Source organism: Motilibacter peucedani, assembly GCF_003634695.1.
Lineage (GTDB): Bacteria > Actinomycetota > Actinomycetes > Motilibacterales > Motilibacteraceae > Motilibacter > Motilibacter peucedani.
The window spans coordinates 610292-626262 of record NZ_RBWV01000010.1 but is presented as its reverse complement, the minus strand read 5'-3'; the positions used below and the strand labels follow the sequence as shown (position 1 = coordinate 626262).

Sequence of the window (15971 nt, the reverse complement as noted above, 5' to 3'; positions counted from 1 at the left end):
CTACCGAGCGGTCGTGCGAGCTCAGTCCTCGGAGTCGTCGGGCGAGTCCGAGTAGCCGAGGTCGGCAGCCGTCACGGTCGTGGTCAGCGCCGGCTCGTCAGTCCACTGCTGCGCTTGGTCCGGGTCGGGCTTCCGCTCGGCACCGACGGCGGCGAACAGCTCGCCGATCTCCTTCTGGTTGAGCGGGCGCACCTTGCCGGGTCGCTGGTCGCCGAGCGAGATCGGCCCGAACTTCGTGCGGATCAGCCGCTGCACGGGCAGGTCGACGGCCTCGAGCAGGCGTCGCACGACGTGCTTGCGGCCCTCGTGCACGACGACCTCCACCATCGCGCGGTTCGTGCTCGCGGTCACCAGGCGGAAGCTGTCGACCTTGACGACGCCGTCGTCGAGCTGCACACCCTCCTTGAGCCGCTTTCCGATGCCGCGCGGCACCGGGCCGGGGACCTCGGCGAGGTAGGTCTTCTGCACGCCGAACGACGGGTGGGCGAGCATGTGGGCGAGGTCGCCGTCGTTGGTCATGATCAGCAGGCCCTCGGTGCCGATGTCGAGCCGGCCGACGTGGAAGAGCCGCTTCTGCTCGCCGACGAGGTCGAGCAGCGTGGGGCGGCCCTCAGGGTCGGACATGGCGCTGACGAAGCCCTCGGGCTTGTGCAGCGCGAGGTACTCCTTGCCGGGGGCGGCGTTGATGCGCCGGCCGTCGACGAGGATGACCGCGGTCTCCGGGTCGACCCGCATCCCCTGCTCGCGCACCCGCGCGCCGTCGACCTCGACGCGGCCCTGCTCGATCAGCACCTCGCAGGCACGCCGCGAGCCCAGCCCGGCGGCTGCCAGGACCTTCTGCAGGCGCTCGCCCTCGGCGCTCGCCGGGCTCGTGCGTCGTCTGTCCACCACGTGTCTCAACCTCTGCTTCAGGGTCAGCCTTCGTCGAACGCGTCGAGCTCAGGCAAGTAGGGCGCGAGCGGCGGCAGGTCGTCGAGCGACTGGAGGCCCAGCCGCTCGAGGAAGTACGTTGTGGTCCGGTAGAGCGTCGCTCCGGAGTCCTCCGAGCCGGCCTCCTCGACCAGCCCGCGCGCTACGAGGGTACGCATCACGCCGTCGCAGTTCACGCCGCGGACCGCGGACACCCGCCCGCGGGTGACCGGCTGGCGGTAGGCGACGACCGAGAGCGTCTCCATCGCTGCCTGCGTGAGGCGGGCCTGCTGGCCGTCGAGCACGTAGCGCTCGACCACGGCGGCGCAGGCCGGCGAGGTGTAGAACCGCCAGCCGCCGGCGACGTCGCGCAGCTCGAAGCCGCGGCCCTGCTCGACGTAGTCGGCTGCGAGCTCGTGGAGCGCCGCCTCGACCTCGGCGGTGGGCGCCTCGACCAGCTGGGCCAGCACGGTCGCCGCCACCGGCTCGTCGGCGACGAGGAGCACCGCCTCGAGCGCCGGGCGCAGCGGCACGGCGGGCAGCGCGGCCAGCTGGGTCTCGACCTCGAGTCCAGCCTGAGCCTCGGCCGCAGGCTCGGTGTGCGTCTCGGTCATGCGGGGTCCTCCGGTGCGGGCGGTTCGTCGAAGTCGGACCCGGCGACCGCGACGGGCGCCGCTCCCCCGGTCCAGCGCACGTGCAGCTCGCCGAGCGCGCTGACCTGCTCGAAGGCGACGCTGCCGTCGCGGAAGAGCTCGAGCAGGGCGAGGAAGCGGCCGACGACGACCAGGGTCTCGTCGGTGTCGCCGACCAGCGCGCGGAAGGTCAGCGACCCGGCGGCGCGCACGCGCTCGACGATGATCTCGGCCTGCTCGCGCACGCTGACCATCGGCGCGTGCACGTGGGCGACGCCGACCGTCGGCACCGGCTTGGGCGCGAGGGCGCGGGCGGCCAGCGCGGCGAACGCCTCGGGCCCGAGCCCGAGCACCACCTCGGGCAGCAGCCCGGCGAACGCCGGCTCGAGCGAGACGCTGCGGGGGTGCATCAGCGACTCGGCCGCCATGCGCCGTGCGAGCTCGCCGGCGACCTCCTTGTAGGCGCGGTACTGCAGCAGCCGGGCGAAGAGCAGGTCGCGCGCCTCGAGCAGCGCGAGGTCCTCCTCGTCCTCGACCTCTGCGCTGGGCAGCAGCCGGGCGGCCTTGAGGTCGAGCAGCGTCGCTGCGACGAGGAGGAACTCCGAGGCCTGGTCGAGGTCCCAGCCGGGACCGAGCGCGCGGATGTGGGCGATGAAGTCGTCGGTGACCTTCGAGATCGCGACCTCGGTGACGTCGAGCTGGTGCTTGCTGATCAGCTGCAGCAGCAGGTCGAAGGGCCCCTCGAAGTTCTCCAGGCGGACGGAGAACGGGCCGGGGGGCGCAGGTGCCTCGGCCGTCACCCGGTCGGCCACCGGCTGATCATCTCGCGGGCGAGCTGGCGGTAGGCCTCGGCGCCGGCCGAGGTCGACGCGTAGGAGGTGATGGGCTCGCCCGCGACGGTGGTCTCGGGGAAGCGGACGGTGCGGGTGATGACCGTCTGGAACACCTTCTCGCCGAACGCCTCGACCAGCCGCGCCAGCACCTCGCGGCTGTGGGTGGTGCGCGCGTCGTACATCGTCGCGAGGATGCCCTCGATCTCGAGGTCGGGGTTGAGCCGGTCGCGCACCTTGGTCACGGTCTCGACGAGCAGCGCCACGCCGCGCAGCGCGAAGTACTCGCACTCGAGCGGGATCATCACGCTGTCGCTGGCGGTCAGCGCGTTGACGGTGAGCAGGCCGAGCGAGGGCTGGCAGTCGATGAGCACGACGTCGTAGTCGTCGACGACCTCGTCGATCGCGTTGGCGAGGACCTGCTCGCGGCCGACCTCGGTCACCAGGGCCACCTCGGCACCGGACAGGTCGATGTTGGCCGGCACGAGGTGCAGCAGCGGCACGTTGGTCTTGACCAGGACGTCCTCGATGGTCACCGAGCGGTCGAGCAGCACGTCGTTGACCGAGCGGTCGAGGTCGTAGGCGTCGACGCCGAGCCCGACGGTCAGCGCGCCCTGCGGGTCGAAGTCGACGAGCAGCACCTTGCGCCCGAGCTCGGCCAGTGCGGCGCCCAGGTTGATGGTCGAGGTCGTCTTGCCGACCCCGCCCTTCTGGTTGCACATCGAGATCACCTTCGCCGGGCCGTGGGAGGCCAGCGGCGGCGGGTCCGGGAACGTCGGGATCGCCGCCCGCTCCTTGCGGGGTCGCGGGCCGGTCGAGCCGGGGCGCGCGGTGCGCAGGTCGAGCAGGGCCTCGTCGCCGCCGGGCAGCAGCGAGGGCTGCTCGTGCCGGAGCCGTGCCACGACGCCCCACCTCCCTGCGCAAGACGCAGTGTCGCCACCGAGTGTCCTGCGGACCCTACGCGGTCGGTCCGACGCCCGGCAACGCCGCCCGCCACCCGCCCGTCACCTGGCGGTCACACGACCGCGAGGTCGGCCCAGACGGTCTTGCCGTCGCCGGCGGGCGCGACCCACCAGCGCTCGGCGAGGGCTTCGACGATGAACATCCCGCGCCCGGTCAGCGAGTCGTCGCTGAGCTCGCGCGGCTGCGGGTGCCGGGTGGAGGTGTCCTCCACCCCGAGGGCGAGCAGCTCTCCGCCGGTGTCGTAGCGCAGCACCAGCACCGCCGGCGCTCCTGTATGGAGCAGCGCGTTGGTCACCAGCTCGCTGACGATGAGCTCAGCGGAGTCCTCCACGTCCTGCGGGATCTCCCACGCGTCGAGGGTGGTGCGGAGGTAGTCGCGCGCCTCACCCACCGAGCGCATGTCGGGCGCCAGCTCGAGGTGCGCCTCCTTGACCTGCGAGGGGACGCCCGCGTAGTCGACGACCAGCAGCGCCGCGTCGTCGCTGAGCCCTGCGGCGACGGGTCCGACGAGCGCGTCGGCGACCTCCTCAGGGCCCGCCGCCCCCGAGCGGCGCAGCCGCGCCTCGAGCAGCGCCGCCCCGTCGGCGTCGGAGCGGCGCGACTCCACGACGCCGTCGGTGTAGAGGACCAGGCGCGTACGCGTGGTGAAGCGGTGCCGACTGGCCGGGAACGCGGCGTCGGGCGCGACGCCGAGCGGCGGCCCCGGCTCGACCTCCAGCGCGCCGACGCGGCCGTCGCTGCGCAGCGCCAGGGGCTCGGGGTGGCCCGCGCTCGCGGCCGTCACCCAGCCGGTCGCCTCGTCGAGCGCGACGAGTGCGCAGGTCGCGAACAGCTCGGTGCCGAGGGCGACCATCAGCGCGTTCGTGCGCTCGAGCGCGGCGTCGGGCGAGTGGCCCTCGCTGACGTAGGCGCGCACCGCGGTGCGCACCTGGCCCATGAGCGCCGCGGCGCGCGAGCTGTGCCCCTGGACGTCGCCGATGACCAGGACGACGGAGTCGGGGGTACGCACCACGTCGTACCAGTCGCCGCCGACCTCCGCGCCGTCGGTGCCCGGCATGTAGCGGGTCGCGACGACGACCCGGTCGGTGCCGCTGACCTGCTGGGGCAGCAACGTCTCCTGCAGCGCGCGCGACGCCTCAGCGGTGTAGCGCGCCTGCTCGACCCGTGCGGTGAGCTGGGCCGCTGCCCGCGCCTGGCGCTCGCGGTCGAACAGCGCGACGACGACCTGGGCGAGGTCCTGCAGCGCGGCGGCCTGCGCCTGGTCCAGCTCACGCGGTTCGGGGCCGAACGCGCACAAGGTCCCGAGCAGGTGGCCCTCGGGGGTCTCGAGCGGCGCCGCCGCGTAGCCACGCACCTGCCCGAGGCGGCCGTCGACGAACGGGCCGCTGGCGAAGCGCGCGTCCTGCGAGGCGTCGGCGGTGTTGACGAAGCGGCCGATGCGCAGGGTCGTGAAGCACATCGAGTCCTCGCGGGAGCAGTCCTCGCGGGGGAAGCCGTGGGTGACCAGCTGGCGCTGGAGGTGCTCGTCGATGAGGTTGACGGTCGCCATCGGGGCACCGGACACCGCGGCCGCGAGGCGCACCACCGCCTCCAGCTCCGGGGCCGCGGGCGCCTCGAGGTCGACGTAGTCGGCGAGCGCCTTCAGCCGAGCGGCCTCGTCGGTCGTGGTCACCCCGCTGTGTTACCCCAAGCACACTCTGTGCAACCACAACCGTCACCGCCGCGGGATGCCGAACTGCTCCATCGCGAGCACCGGCTTCACGCGCGAGGTCATGTCGGGCCCGCCGAACGCGCGGCGGAGCACGTCGTTGCCGAGCTCGTTGCCGATGGCGGCCATCACGATGCCCTGGTCGAGGGAGAGCCAGCCGGCCGCCACCGTGCCCGTCTGCACGTCGACCGAGTCCGCGAACCCCCAGCGCGAGTAGACCGGGAAGTCGCGGCGCAGCTTCGCCAGGTTGTCGAGCACGCCGGCCCGGTCGAAGCGCAGCCCGAGGAACGACGCGTGCGGCGTGACGACGCCGTGGGTGTAGGCGGAGGGCGCTGGTGCCGGCAGTGCGGGGCGGCCGGGGCAGCCGGCGTACCCGCCGTCGACGAGCGTGTGGTCGTCGTTCGAGGGGTAGCCGTCGGGCTGCATGCCGGCGCCGTCGACGCCGTAGGCCTGGTAGCCGCCGGCCGGGTCGTCCGAGGGCGAGAAGCCCCAGTAGCCGTAGCCGGCCTCGACCAGGCCGTGGTGCTCCTGCGCGGCGACGGTGTTGGGCAGGTTCTGCGCCCAGCTCTGGCGGCCCCACTTCTCCTCGGGCACGAACAGCGAGGGCATCAGCGCCTCGAAGGCGCTGCCGCCCCAGCTGGGGACGATCCCTCGGCCGGCGTAGGTGTAGGCGCCTTCGAAGACCGGTACGCCGAGGTAGGTCCGCGTGACGCCGACCGGCCGCTGCTCCTGGAAGGAGTAGTCGCAGCCCGCCGGGAACGTGCGCCAGGTGCCGAAGTACTCCTTCTGCGGGAGCTGGCCGTTGGCGATGCCGATGTAGCTCGCGATCCGGCTCTCGCTGACCACCGTGTCGTAGCAGCAGGGTCCGGTGCCCTCGCTCGGGGCGTAGTTGAACAGGATCCGGTTGACGTCGGGCTGGTAGTAGAAGCCGAAGTCCATGCTGCGGTAGAGCGCGTCGGCCCGGGCGGCGAGCGGGCGCACGTAGCCCTTGACGACCCGCAGCCCGGCCGCCAGCCAGCCGTTGTCGACGGAGGACAGGATCGGGGTCAGCGGTTCCCCCGTCGGCGGCCAGACGGTGAGCTTCGCGCCGCTGCGCTGGTCGTACCAGTTGTAGAACTGCCCGCTGGGCGTGTGGCGCTCCATGTGCTCGAGCGTGGTGAGGGTCCGGGCCACGCGCGTCTCGAGCTCGCGCTCGCTGATGATCCGCAGCCGCCGGGCGACCACGGCGCTCCACAGGTAGGCGCCGATGTTGGTCGTCGAGGTCTGGACGCTGGTCGAGCCGTCCGGTGACAGGCTGTCGGCGGGAAGGCCGCTCGCGGGGTCGGTCATCGCGACGAAGGACGCCCAGGTGTCGACGGCGTACTGCCGCAGCTGGGCGTCGCCCTCGTCCCCCGGGCTGGCTGGGCCGGCCGCCGTCAGCGTCGCCAGCAGCACCGAGACCACGGCCAGGACGGCACACCTACGGATCCGACGCATCGTTGCCCCTCTCCGGGGCCGAGCCTGGCCCTGGGGTGGCGCTCGGGTCAAGGGCGCGGCGCTCGACGGCACCGCAGACGTAGCTCAGGAACGGCCCACCACGGGATCGGCGAGCACGTCCCGGACGATGCGCCGGTGCACCTCCGGTGTCCGGCTGCCCGGGATGGTGATGAGCTCCTTCCACAGCGCCCAGCCGCGGGCGCGGGCCCACAGCTGCTCGTCGCCGCCGACCACCTCCGCGAACCGTCTGCGACCGGGCCCTCCCAGCGAGGTCCACGCCAGCACCAGGTCGCAGGCAGGGTCGCCGACGCCCGAGGTGCCGAAGTCGATGACGGCGACGAGCGAGCCGTCGCGCACGAGCAGGTTGCCGACAGCGACGTCACCGTGGAACCACACCGGTGGAGCAGACGGCGCCGCCGCGACCGCCTCGTCCCACACCGCCCGCGCGAGGTCCCGCTCCCGGCGGTTGTCGAGGACGTGGAGGTGTTGCCTGGTCTGCTCGTCGTAGGCGGAGGGTGGAGCACCGCGGTAGAAGCTGTGCTCCCCCGCGACCGGGCCGCCGGTCGCGTCGACGTCCTGCAGCGCGAGCAGGAACTCACCGACCTCCGTCGCGAGGCGCACCGGGTCGGCGATCCCCGCGGTGGAGGCGGGCTCTCCGCTCAGCCAGCGCCGCACCGACCACGGATGGGGGAACCCGGCGCCGGGCGCGCCCGTGAACACCGGTTGCGGCACCGGCACCGGGAGGTGCGGCCCGAGCACCGGCAGCCAGCGGTCCTCCTTGGCGATCGCCGGGACGTAGCCAGGCGCCGTGGGTAGGCGGACGCTCAGCTCGTCGCCCAGCCGGTAGGTCCTGTTGTCCCATCCGTCCGCTGCGACGGGACGGACCGGGAGGTCCGCCCACTGCGGCGCCTGCTCGGCGACGAGCTCCCGGACCAGAGCCGAAGTGATGCCGGCGCGCCCGTCGCCCCTCAGCTCGTCCATCCAGACCATGGACGCAGAACCGCCGGTGTGCGCGCAACTGGGTTCCCGTCGCCGTGGCCGGGGCGCCCGCTGCGATATGCGGTTGCGGACCTCGAGGCGCTCCGCTGCGATGGGCACTCACACGCAGCGGCGGGAGAGCGGGCATGGTCGGTCGGGGAAGCGTCCTCGGAGTCGCAGCGGTGGCACTGGGCATGGTCCTGACGCCGGGGCCGAACATGATGTACCTCGTCTCGCGCAGCGTGAGCCAAGGCCGCCGGGCCGGGTTCGTCTCGCTCGGCGGCGTCGCCGTCGGCTTCCTCGCCTACCTGGCGGCAGCGTCCTTCGGCCTGTCGGCCGTGTTCTCCGCCGTGCCGGAGCTGTACGTGTCGGTGAAGCTGGCGGGCGCCGCGTACCTCGCGTGGCTGGCGTGGAAGGCAGTGCGGCCCGGCGGCGTCTCGGTCTTCGCCCCGCTCGAGCTGACGCCCGACTCCCCCCGCCGGCTGTTCGTCATGGGGCTCACCACGAACCTGCTCAACCCCAAGGCGGCGCTGATGTACGCCTCGCTGATCCCCCAGTTCGTCGACGTCGACGCCGGACACCTGGTGCTGCAGGGATTCGTGCTCGGCGGAGTGCAGATCTGCGTCAGCCTGGCCGTCAACTCGGTGCTCGTCGTCGCTGCCGGCACCATCGCGCTGTTCCTCGCCCGCCGGCCCGCCTGGCTCCGGCTGCAGCGCTGGGTCACCGGCACCCTGCTCGGAGCGATCGCTGTGCGACTGGCCGCCGACACCTCACGCCCGGCTCCCGCCTAGGGCTCCGCCGGTGGAATCCACTTGTCCAGCCGGGTCCGTCCCAGCACCCTGGACCGCATGACCACCCGCACGCCGTCCCCGCTGCACGTCGACGCGTCCACGTCGACGCAGCAGGCGGGCGCCCGCCGGAGGTGCCATCCGCTCCGGTCATGAGCGCCGGTGTCGCCGACGCCGCACTGGCCGGCCTCCTCGCCGGCTACGCGGTGGCCGTGCCGCTCGGACCGGTCGGCGCGTACGTCGTCGCTCTGTCCGCGCGCACGTCCTGGCGAGTCGGACTGGCCGCCGGGCTCGGCGTGGCGACGGCGGACACGGCGTACGCCGCGGTGGCCGTCCTCGGCGGCACGTCGCTCGCGACGGTGCTCGCTGCCGTGGCTGCACCGCTCACCTGGCTCTCGGTGTCGGTCCTGCTGCTGCTCGCGCTCGGTGCCCTGCGCTCGGCGGTGCGGTCCGCGGCATCGACCGACCATCGACCGGAGCGCGTCGAGGCAGCGGGCACGGCGTACGTCCTGCTGCTCGCAGCCACGCTGGCGAACCCCCTCACCATGGTGTCGTTCGCGGCCGTGGCAGTGGGACTGCGCACCCGCGACGGAGCCGGTGTCGCGGACGCAGCGGCGTTCGTGCTCGCGACCGGCCTGGCATCCGCGAGCTGGCAGGCGGTCCTCGCCGGCGCCGGCTGCGCGGCGGGAGCGGCGGTGACCGGCGTGCGGGCGCGTGTGGCGACCGCGGTGGTGTCCGCCGCCGTGATGCTGGTCCTCGCCGCTCGACTGGTGCTGGGGTAGCAGCCGAAGACGACACGTTCCGCCGCCGATCCGCACGTCGTCGTCCCTCCTCAGCGCGTGCTCTCGGCGAGGGCCTCGGCTCGGTCGTGGGGGACACCGAGGAGGAGCAGGCTGGCCATCGACACCGGACCGACGGCGGAGGTGTCCTCCGCGAGGTCGTCCGCCATCGCGAACACGGCTCCCCAGGCCAGCCGCGCGAGGATGGGCGCGCTCAGGTGCCGGCCGAACCTCCCGTCGGACTGGCCGCGGGCCACCAACGCTGTCAGCAGGTCTTCAACGGGTCCGAGCAGGGCGTGGATCTCCTTGGCGTGCTCGCCGCGCCGGAGCGCCACCAGGACGCGGTACCGGTGGACCAGCGGCCACAGGCGAGCGATGAACTGCGCCCAGACGGCGTCTGCCGGCCGATCAGGGGCATCGACCTCGTCGAGGACGACGGCGATCTCGGTCACCGCCCGCCTGGTGAGGGCCTGCACGAGCTCTGCCCGGGAGGGGAAGTGCCCGTAGACCGTGCGGCGGACCACCCCGGCGGCGGCGGCGACCTCGCCCATGCCTGCATCGGGATCGTGGCCCAGGACGACGAGCGCGACCTCGAGGATGCGCTCCCGGTTGCCGCTCATACCGGCCTGCGGGAGGGGCTGGTAGCGCTCATTCCGCCAGTGTTGCACACCAGTGTGCAAAGAGCGTAGGTTGCACACTGCTGTGCAACTTCGCCGGCACATCTCAGGAGGCACACCGTGACCGGACCCGCCGCCACTCCCTCGACAGAGCTCCGCCCCTTCGCCGTCGCCGTCCCGGACGATGCCCTCGCCGACCTCACGACGCGGCTGGCCCTCACGCGCTGGCCGTCCGACGAGACGGTCGACGACTGGTCGCAGGGCGTCCGCTCGAGCCACCTGCGCTCGCTGGTCGAGCGATGGGCGAACGACTACGACTGGCGCCGGTTCGAGTCCGAGCTCAACAGGCTGCCCCAGTTCCTCACCACCATCGACGGGCTCGACATCCACGTCATCCACGTGAAGTCGAAGAACCCTGGAGCGCTGCCCCTCATCCTGACTCACGGGTGGCCCGGGTCGATCATCGAGTTCCTCCAGCTGGTCGGCCCGCTGACCGACCCGGAGGCCCACGGCGGGGACGCCGCGGACTCCTTCGACGTCGTCATCCCCTCGCTGCCCGGCTTCGGCTTCTCCGGCAAGCCTCACGAGCCGGGGTGGAGCGTCGCTCGCATCGCGTCCGCATGGGTCGAGCTGATGCGCCGGCTCGGCTACGAGCGGTGGACCGCGCAGGGCGGTGACTGGGGCGGGGCGGTCACCACCGCGCTGGCAGCCCTGCGCCCCGACGGGCTGCTCGGCGTCCACCTGAACAGCCAGTTCGCCTTCCCCGCCACGACCCCCACCTCGCTGTCGGACGAGGAGCGCTACGCCGTGGACAGTCTCGCCGTCTACACCGGGGACATGGGCGGGGCCAACCACCTGCAGGCGACCAAGCCGCAGACCGTGGGGTTCGCACTCGCCGACTCCCCCGTGGGACAGGCGGCCTGGATCTACGACAAGCTCCAGTCCAAGACCGACAACCAGGGCCTTGCCGAGGACGTCGTGAGCACCGACACCATCCTGGACATGATCTCGCTCTACTGGTTCACCAACACGGCCGCGTCCTCCGCGCGGATCTACTGGGAGAACAAGTCCAGCAGCTTCACGGGCCCCGTCCTCACCCTGCCCGTCGCCGTCACGGTGTTCCCACGAGACGTCCCCCGCCTCCCGCGGACCTGGATCGAGGACACCTGCACCGACCTCATCCACTACGGCGAAGCAGCCAGAGGTGGGCACTTCGCCGCCCTCGAGCAGCCGCAGATCATGACCGACGAGATCCGCACGGGCCTCAGGACCCTGCGCCCCAGCTTCCTCGGACCCCGCTGAGCAAGGCTCTCGGGCTGCACTCACGCGCTCGGGCCTCCGGGCGCCACTACCGAGCGGACCACGATCGACGAGTCCGGTAGCCGCTGGACCGGGAACGGGGCGTACGCGAGGGCCTTCAGCCGGTTGCGCTCACGACCGTCAGACCGGTCGTCGTCGGCACGAGCAGCAGCCCGGCGTGCACCGCGGGTGTCGCGAAGCGAGTGACGTCACCGACGCGTACTGACGCGGTGGTGCGCCCGGTCGCGGGGTCCAAGGCGTGCAGCAGCCCGGCGTCCGTGTCCAGCGACCAGACCCGTCCGTACGCGACGACAGGAGATCCACTGACGGACTCCTCGGCGTGCCAGCGCACGGCCATCCGCCCGGTCGGGGAGATCGCCACCGCGCGCACGCCGTCCGTGCACGGCACGTAGACGACGGAGCCGACCACGGCCGTACCGCCGAACGACCGGCAGACAGAGGCGTGGCTCACCTCGCCACCGATGCCGCCGAGCCGGCCCTGCCGCAGCACGTACGCGGTGCCCGACTTGCCTGCGCTGAAGACCCACCGCGTGCCGACCAGGGCCGGTCCCTGCGACCCCAGGTCGAGGTCGGCCGCATTGTCGCTCGCCCACGTGCTGGGCGAGTAGGAGTCCAGCAGTCGGGCCGAGGTGTCCAGCTCGAGCACCGAGTCGCTGAAGTCGTAGGCGTCACCGCGGCCGGACTCCCCGTTGCCGACCGCGACGTAGAGGTGCCCGGCCGCGTCCACGCTCGGTCCGGGCGGGGTCCAGATGCCGCCCTCGCGCCCGGTGGGCACCGTGTAGGAGACCGGGGCGCCCGTGCCGTCGAGCCGGATGCCGACGACCCGGCCCTTGTAGCCGCCGCAGTCCCCGGCGAGGCCGCCGAACGGCACCCACACCCGCCCGCCGGACAAGGTCAGCGCGCCGCGCTGCTGCATGGCGCGCGTCTCGACGCCGGGCAGGTCGAGGGTGTGCCGCCAGCGCACGCGACCGGTCGCCGCGTCGAGCGACACGAGCTCGTGGCGGACGGGCGAGCCCAGCTCGACCGCCACGAGCACCGCGGAGGTCGCGGCGTCGTAGACCGGCGTGCCCGTGATCCCGAGCGGGTCGATGTTGCCGCAGGGGAGCTCGCCGCGCGACGCGGGACGTCCCAGCCTCGCGCGCCACTGCTGCCGTCCGTCGCTGTCGAGCGCGTAGACCCTGTTCGCCTCCGTGGCGACGACGATCGTCGCTCCGAAAGCGATCGGTGAGGCGTAGACCTGCCCGTCGAGGCGTACGGCGTGGACCGCCCGCGGGTGGGCGCCGGCGCGCGGCGTGGCAGGCCCGACGCCCGTGCGCTGCGGATCGCCGTGGTAGGTCGGCCAGTCCGCGACGGCGGTGCGTCCTGCGGCGGCGGTGGCCCGCGGGCTCGACGGAGCAGGTGCTGCGCTCCGCGCCACCGACGTCGCTGAGGCCGGCGCGCTGGGTACCGGCGCCGCTGCCCCGTCGTCGCCCGCGCCGCCGGAGGAGGAGCAGGCAGCCAGGGCGGCTGCCAGCGCCACGGCGACGAGGGCTGGTCGAGCACTGCCACGTCTCATGCCGCCAGTGTCACCCCAGAAGCCTGACTGCTGCCTGCCGGAGCAGCGACCTGGCAGAGCGCCGACCCCGTGCGAGAGTCGCACGTCGCCGCCGAGCGGTCGGGCGCGCGATCGTGCCGCTGACGGCGGCGGTTGCAGGTCCATGCATCAGTCGTCACGCACGACGACCACTTCCTCGCCTTCGTCGGAGGGCACCTCGAACACAGCGAGGAACCGAGCGAGCAGCTCGTCGGTGATGGGGAACGCGGCATCGGCGTCGAACCGCTCGGCTCGCCGGCGCAGCCGCTCTCGCAGCAGCTCCTCGTCCGCCTGGAGGTAGATCAGCCGCCAGGTACCGCCCGCCGTCTCGACGATGCGCTTGACCTCGTCCCTGCGCGCGCGCTGCCAGAGGCTGGAGTCCACGACGACGGGCCGACCCTCGGCCACCAGCGAGGAGAGGCGTTGGTCCAGGGTGCGTCGCGCTGCCTCACTGAGCTCCTCGTACGCGTCGGGTTCGTAGTCGAGCCCGTAGCGACCGAAGCGCTGCCACACCTCCTCGTCGATCGAGAGACGCACGTAGCCACGGGACTCCAGGCGTCGGGCACAGGTCGACTTGCCGGAGCCAGCGATGCCGCACATGAGCACGACGGGGGTGCGGGCGGTCGGAGTCACAGCTCCACCTTCCGCCGCCCGGGCGCGATGTCGCGGCCAGACCGAGCGTGCTCAGGACCAAGGCCTGGCTGACCGGTGTCTGCCCGGTACAGCAGCGCCTCCTGCGCGCAGCGCTGGTCACGAGCCGAGGAACGTCCGGCCGACGGAACTGCGGCCGGAGATGTGTCAGGCACATCACTCACCACGTCCGGTGGAACCGCACGGATCGCCACTGCTGCCGTGTTCCACTCACCGCATGCGCCGAATCCTCAGGGGCCCCCTCCTCGTGGCCGGCCTCGTCGTGGGCAGCACAGCGGTGGGCCTCACCGCGTCGGCCGCCACGAGGACGCCACGGCTGTCCAGTGTCTGCGTGCAGGTGAAGTCGCACGTCCTCACCGCTCCGGTACGGGCTACGTGCCCCAGGGGAGCCACCTTGACCGCGGTCGGGGCGCCGAGCAGCGTCGTCGCCGGTGAGCCAGGACCGCAAGGGCCACCGGGAGCGACCGGCGCAGCGGGGCTGGCTGGCGTGCCGGGGCCTCGCGGTGAGGCGGGGCCCGCAGGGGCTCCGGGCCCAGCGGGTGCGGCCGGGCCGCAGGGTCCGGCCGGCAAGGATGCAACGAGCCCTCTGCGGGCAGTCAGCTACGTGGGCGACGTGACCTGGGTCCGCGACCCTCTCGGCGGCTCCGATCTGGTCGCCACTGTCCCGGTCGGGTGCGGACCAGCAGGTGAACCCCTCGAGCCGGAGGCCTGGGCCAGGCGCGCGGCCTTCTCGCCCGACGCGACCTGGATGACGACGTGGAAGCAGAGTCACCCCGGCTACGAGGTGCTCGAGGCTCCGCAGGCCGTCATCGGGACCTGGCCGCTCATGGTGGTGGGAGCGGCGGTGCGCCCGGTCACGGGCGGCCCGCGGGAGAGCATCTACCCGCCCACCCGCGTACGTGTGTCAGGGCTGTGCGCCGCGTGGCCGGACGTTCCCGCTGCCGAAGACTGAGCTGGCGTGCGTGCCATCCCTCGCGAGGCTCGACGTACCCGCGAGCCTCTTCTGGTGCCGTGGTCAGATGTGGACAGTGACGTCTCGCCGCAGGGGAACGGCACGCGCAGCCGGGTGGAGTGGCGCACCGACGGCCGAGATCGCGGCGCGGACGAACGCGGCGACCCGCAGGGAGGTGGACGACCGAGCCCAGGCGATCACGAGGGTGGCAGGGTCGGCGTCCACGACCGGACGGCTGACCGTCCCTGCTGGCAGACGATCGCGGACCGATTCCGGGAGCACCGCGACCATGCGACCGAGCCTGATGAGCTGCAGCAGCTGGTCGGTGTCCGAGACCGGGTGACCGGTCACGCCGGGCCGGGCCTCCGGCCAGCGGGGCTGCGTCTCGCCCCGGAGGTCGGCCATCGACACCGTGGTGCGGGTGGCCAGGGGATGGTCGTCCGGCAGCACGACGACCTGTCCCTGGGTGTGCAGGTCCTCGCTGTCGAGGCCGGTCAGGTCGTTCTGCGGCCGGTGCAGCAGTGCGAGGTCGGCGCGGCCGTCGCGGACCATCGCGGCGCGTTCGCCGACGCTGAAGGCGAGCTCGACCGGGACGGCGTCGGGAACGGTGGCGGCGTAGTGGTCGAGGATGGTCGGCAGCAGGTCGGCGTCACCGCCGGGCTTGAGCGCCAGGACCAGGCGCGGGCTGGTTGCGGCCGCCTTCTGCGAACGGCGTACCGCTCCAGCCACGGCGGCCAGCGCACTGCGCCCCTCCGCCAGGAGCATCTCGCCGGCCGCGGTGAGGCGGACCTCGCGGCTGGTGCGGTTCAGCAGGGTGACGCCCATCCGGCGTTCGAGCAGGCGGATCGCCCTGGACAGCGGCGGCTGGGCGATGCCGAGCCTGCGGGCGGCCCGCCCGAAGTGGAGCTCCTCGGCGACCGCGACGAAGTAGCGCAGCTCCCGGGTCTCGACATCCATACCACCAGGGTATCGGTCGGGACCGGGCCGATCCTGGCCCGGACAGCCCGGCAGTGGTCCTCTGGACGCATGAGCGACGGATCGACGACCGCACTGGTGACCGGGGCGAACAAGGGGATCGGGAGGGCCGTCGCACGACGGCTCGCCGCACTCGGCATGACGGTGCTGGTCGGCGCCCGAGATGTCGACAAGGGCGCCGAGGCGGCGGCCGAGATCCGTGCGGCGGGGGGCACGGCGTACCCCATCGGCCTCGACGTGACCGACCCGAGCGGCGTGACCACGGCGGCCGAGGAGGTCGGTGACCGGTTCGGCCGCCTGGACGTCCTGGTCAACAACGCCGGGATCGCCGGCGACCTCGGCGCCCAGGCGCCGGGCTCGACGCGGCTCGACGGGGTGCGGGCGGTGTTCGAGACGAACCTGTTCGGTGTCATCACGGTGACCGAGGCGATGCTGCCGCTGCTGCGCCGTTCCTCAGCGGCGCGGATCGTCAACGTCTCCAGCGGCACCTCGTCCATGACGTGGACGACCGATGCCACCCACTACCTCAGCCGGATGCCGTCGTCGCTCGGCTACCCGGTGTCGAAGGCGGCGCTGAACATGCTCACCGTGCAGTACGCGAAGGCCCTGTCACGCGACGGGATCCTGGTGAACGCGGTGGCGCCTGGCGCGTGCGACACGGACTTCGCCAAGGGGCTTCCGTTCCAGCTGACCCGGACCGCCGACGACGGCGCCGAGATCGTCGTGCGGCTGGCCACCCAGGGGCGGGAGTGCCCGACGGGCGGCTTCTTCGACGACGGCGGCAAGGTGCCCTGGTAGCACCGCGGCGGGTGGCGGACCC

At 72.9% G+C, this 15971-nt stretch carries 16 protein-coding genes; 5 read left to right on the top strand and 11 right to left on the bottom strand.

The genetic code is table 11. The features are described from left to right. Window positions 1-21 precede the first annotated feature (21 nt). The 7 genes from CLV35_RS07780 to CLV35_RS07750 all read right to left on the bottom strand — a co-directional run bounded on the left by CLV35_RS07780 (window position 22) and on the right by CLV35_RS07750 (window position 7499). A complete protein-coding gene (locus tag CLV35_RS07780; RefSeq protein WP_231121586.1) occupies window positions 22-891 on the bottom strand; it encodes a pseudouridine synthase in 870 nt (289 codons plus the stop codon). Between the two features lie 23 nt (window positions 892-914). After that, window positions 915-1523 (bottom strand): SMC-Scp complex subunit ScpB, encoded by a 609-nt coding sequence (gene scpB, locus CLV35_RS07775; RefSeq protein WP_121192860.1) that lies wholly within the window; start codon window positions 1521-1523, stop codon window positions 915-917. Further along, the gene (locus tag CLV35_RS07770; RefSeq protein ID WP_121192859.1) at window positions 1520-2353 is read right to left on the bottom strand and encodes a segregation and condensation protein A; all 834 of its coding nucleotides are present in this window, start codon (window positions 2351-2353) and stop codon (window positions 1520-1522) included. Before CLV35_RS07770 ends, scpB begins: the two co-directional genes overlap by 4 nt. Beyond that, a complete protein-coding gene (locus CLV35_RS07765; protein WP_407938196.1) occupies window positions 2338-3219 on the bottom strand; it encodes a ParA family protein in 882 nt (293 codons plus the stop codon). Before CLV35_RS07765 ends, CLV35_RS07770 begins: the two co-directional genes overlap by 16 nt. 167 nt (window positions 3220-3386) lie before the next feature. Next, window positions 3387-5006 carry an ATP-binding SpoIIE family protein phosphatase gene (locus CLV35_RS07760; RefSeq protein ID WP_121192858.1) on the bottom strand — a complete coding sequence of 540 codons (1620 nt, stop codon included), beginning with the start codon at window positions 5004-5006 and terminating at the stop codon, window positions 3387-3389. Between the two features lie 42 nt (window positions 5007-5048). Beyond that, window positions 5049-6518, bottom strand: a complete 1470-nt coding sequence (locus CLV35_RS07755) for a glucoamylase family protein (RefSeq protein WP_231121585.1) — start codon at window positions 6516-6518, stop codon at window positions 5049-5051. 84 nt (window positions 6519-6602) lie between these two features. After that, on the bottom strand, window positions 6603-7499 hold the full coding sequence (locus tag CLV35_RS07750; protein ID WP_183061865.1) for an aminoglycoside phosphotransferase family protein: 897 nt from the start codon (window positions 7497-7499) through the stop codon (window positions 6603-6605). Window positions 7500-7642: 143 nt separating this feature from the next. Between CLV35_RS07750 and CLV35_RS07745 the strand changes: the two genes are divergently transcribed. Next, window positions 7643-8287 (top strand): LysE family translocator, encoded by a 645-nt coding sequence (locus tag CLV35_RS07745; RefSeq protein WP_121192855.1) that lies wholly within the window; start codon window positions 7643-7645, stop codon window positions 8285-8287. 149 nt (window positions 8288-8436) lie between these two features. Further along, window positions 8437-9066, top strand: coding sequence for a LysE family transporter (locus tag CLV35_RS07740; RefSeq protein ID WP_121192854.1), 630 nt, complete (start codon window positions 8437-8439; stop codon window positions 9064-9066). Between the two features lie 50 nt (window positions 9067-9116). On the opposite strand, the gene CLV35_RS07735 is transcribed toward CLV35_RS07740, so the two are convergent. Continuing rightward, entirely contained in the window at window positions 9117-9683 is a 567-nt protein-coding gene (locus CLV35_RS07735) for a TetR/AcrR family transcriptional regulator (protein ID WP_121193013.1), read from the bottom strand. A 117-nt stretch (window positions 9684-9800) separates the two neighbouring features. Here CLV35_RS07735 and CLV35_RS07730 point away from each other — a divergent pair, with 117 nt between their 5' ends. After that, a complete protein-coding gene (locus tag CLV35_RS07730; RefSeq protein ID WP_121192853.1) occupies window positions 9801-10982 on the top strand; it encodes an epoxide hydrolase family protein in 1182 nt (393 codons plus the stop codon). 115 nt (window positions 10983-11097) lie between these two features. Here the strand turns inward: CLV35_RS07730 and CLV35_RS07725 are convergent, their stop codons facing one another. Next, on the bottom strand, window positions 11098-12555 hold the full coding sequence (locus CLV35_RS07725) for an outer membrane protein assembly factor BamB family protein (RefSeq protein WP_121192852.1): 1458 nt from the start codon (window positions 12553-12555) through the stop codon (window positions 11098-11100). 147 nt (window positions 12556-12702) lie between these two features. After that, window positions 12703-13206, bottom strand: a complete 504-nt coding sequence (locus CLV35_RS07720) for an AAA family ATPase (protein WP_231121584.1) — start codon at window positions 13204-13206, stop codon at window positions 12703-12705. 631 nt (window positions 13207-13837) lie between these two features. Between CLV35_RS07720 and CLV35_RS20420 the strand changes: the two genes are divergently transcribed. Next, entirely contained in the window at window positions 13838-14176 is a 339-nt protein-coding gene (locus CLV35_RS20420; protein ID WP_147431906.1) for a hypothetical protein, read from the top strand. A 63-nt stretch (window positions 14177-14239) separates the two neighbouring features. Here the strand turns inward: CLV35_RS20420 and CLV35_RS07710 are convergent, their stop codons facing one another. After that, a complete protein-coding gene (locus tag CLV35_RS07710) occupies window positions 14240-15133 on the bottom strand; it encodes a LysR family transcriptional regulator (protein ID WP_121192850.1) in 894 nt (297 codons plus the stop codon). Window positions 15134-15202: 69 nt separating this feature from the next. Here CLV35_RS07710 and CLV35_RS07705 point away from each other — a divergent pair, with 69 nt between their 5' ends. After that, window positions 15203-15949, top strand: coding sequence for an SDR family NAD(P)-dependent oxidoreductase (locus tag CLV35_RS07705; protein WP_121192849.1), 747 nt, complete (start codon window positions 15203-15205; stop codon window positions 15947-15949). Window positions 15950-15971 lie beyond the last annotated feature (22 nt).

Excerpts from the sequence above, each read along its gene's own strand:
- scpB (WP_121192860.1), bottom strand. The coding sequence starts at position 1,523 with ATGACCGAGACGCACACCGAGCCTGCGGCCGAGGCTCAGGCTGGACTC.
- CLV35_RS07755 (WP_231121585.1), bottom strand. The coding sequence starts at position 6,518 with ATGCGTCGGATCCGTAGGTGTGCCGTCCTGGCCGTGGTCTCGGTGCTG.
- CLV35_RS07750 (WP_183061865.1), bottom strand. The coding sequence starts at position 7,499 with ATGGACGAGCTGAGGGGCGACGGGCGCGCCGGCATCACTTCGGCTCTG.
- CLV35_RS07745 (WP_121192855.1), top strand. The coding sequence starts at position 7,643 with ATGGTCGGTCGGGGAAGCGTCCTCGGAGTCGCAGCGGTGGCACTGGGC.
- CLV35_RS07740 (WP_121192854.1), top strand. The coding sequence starts at position 8,437 with ATGAGCGCCGGTGTCGCCGACGCCGCACTGGCCGGCCTCCTCGCCGGC.
- CLV35_RS07735 (WP_121193013.1), bottom strand. The coding sequence starts at position 9,683 with ATGAGCGGCAACCGGGAGCGCATCCTCGAGGTCGCGCTCGTCGTCCTG.
- CLV35_RS07725 (WP_121192852.1), bottom strand. The coding sequence starts at position 12,555 with ATGAGACGTGGCAGTGCTCGACCAGCCCTCGTCGCCGTGGCGCTGGCA.
- CLV35_RS07710 (WP_121192850.1), bottom strand. The coding sequence starts at position 15,133 with ATGGATGTCGAGACCCGGGAGCTGCGCTACTTCGTCGCGGTCGCCGAG.
- CLV35_RS07705 (WP_121192849.1), top strand. The coding sequence starts at position 15,203 with ATGAGCGACGGATCGACGACCGCACTGGTGACCGGGGCGAACAAGGGG.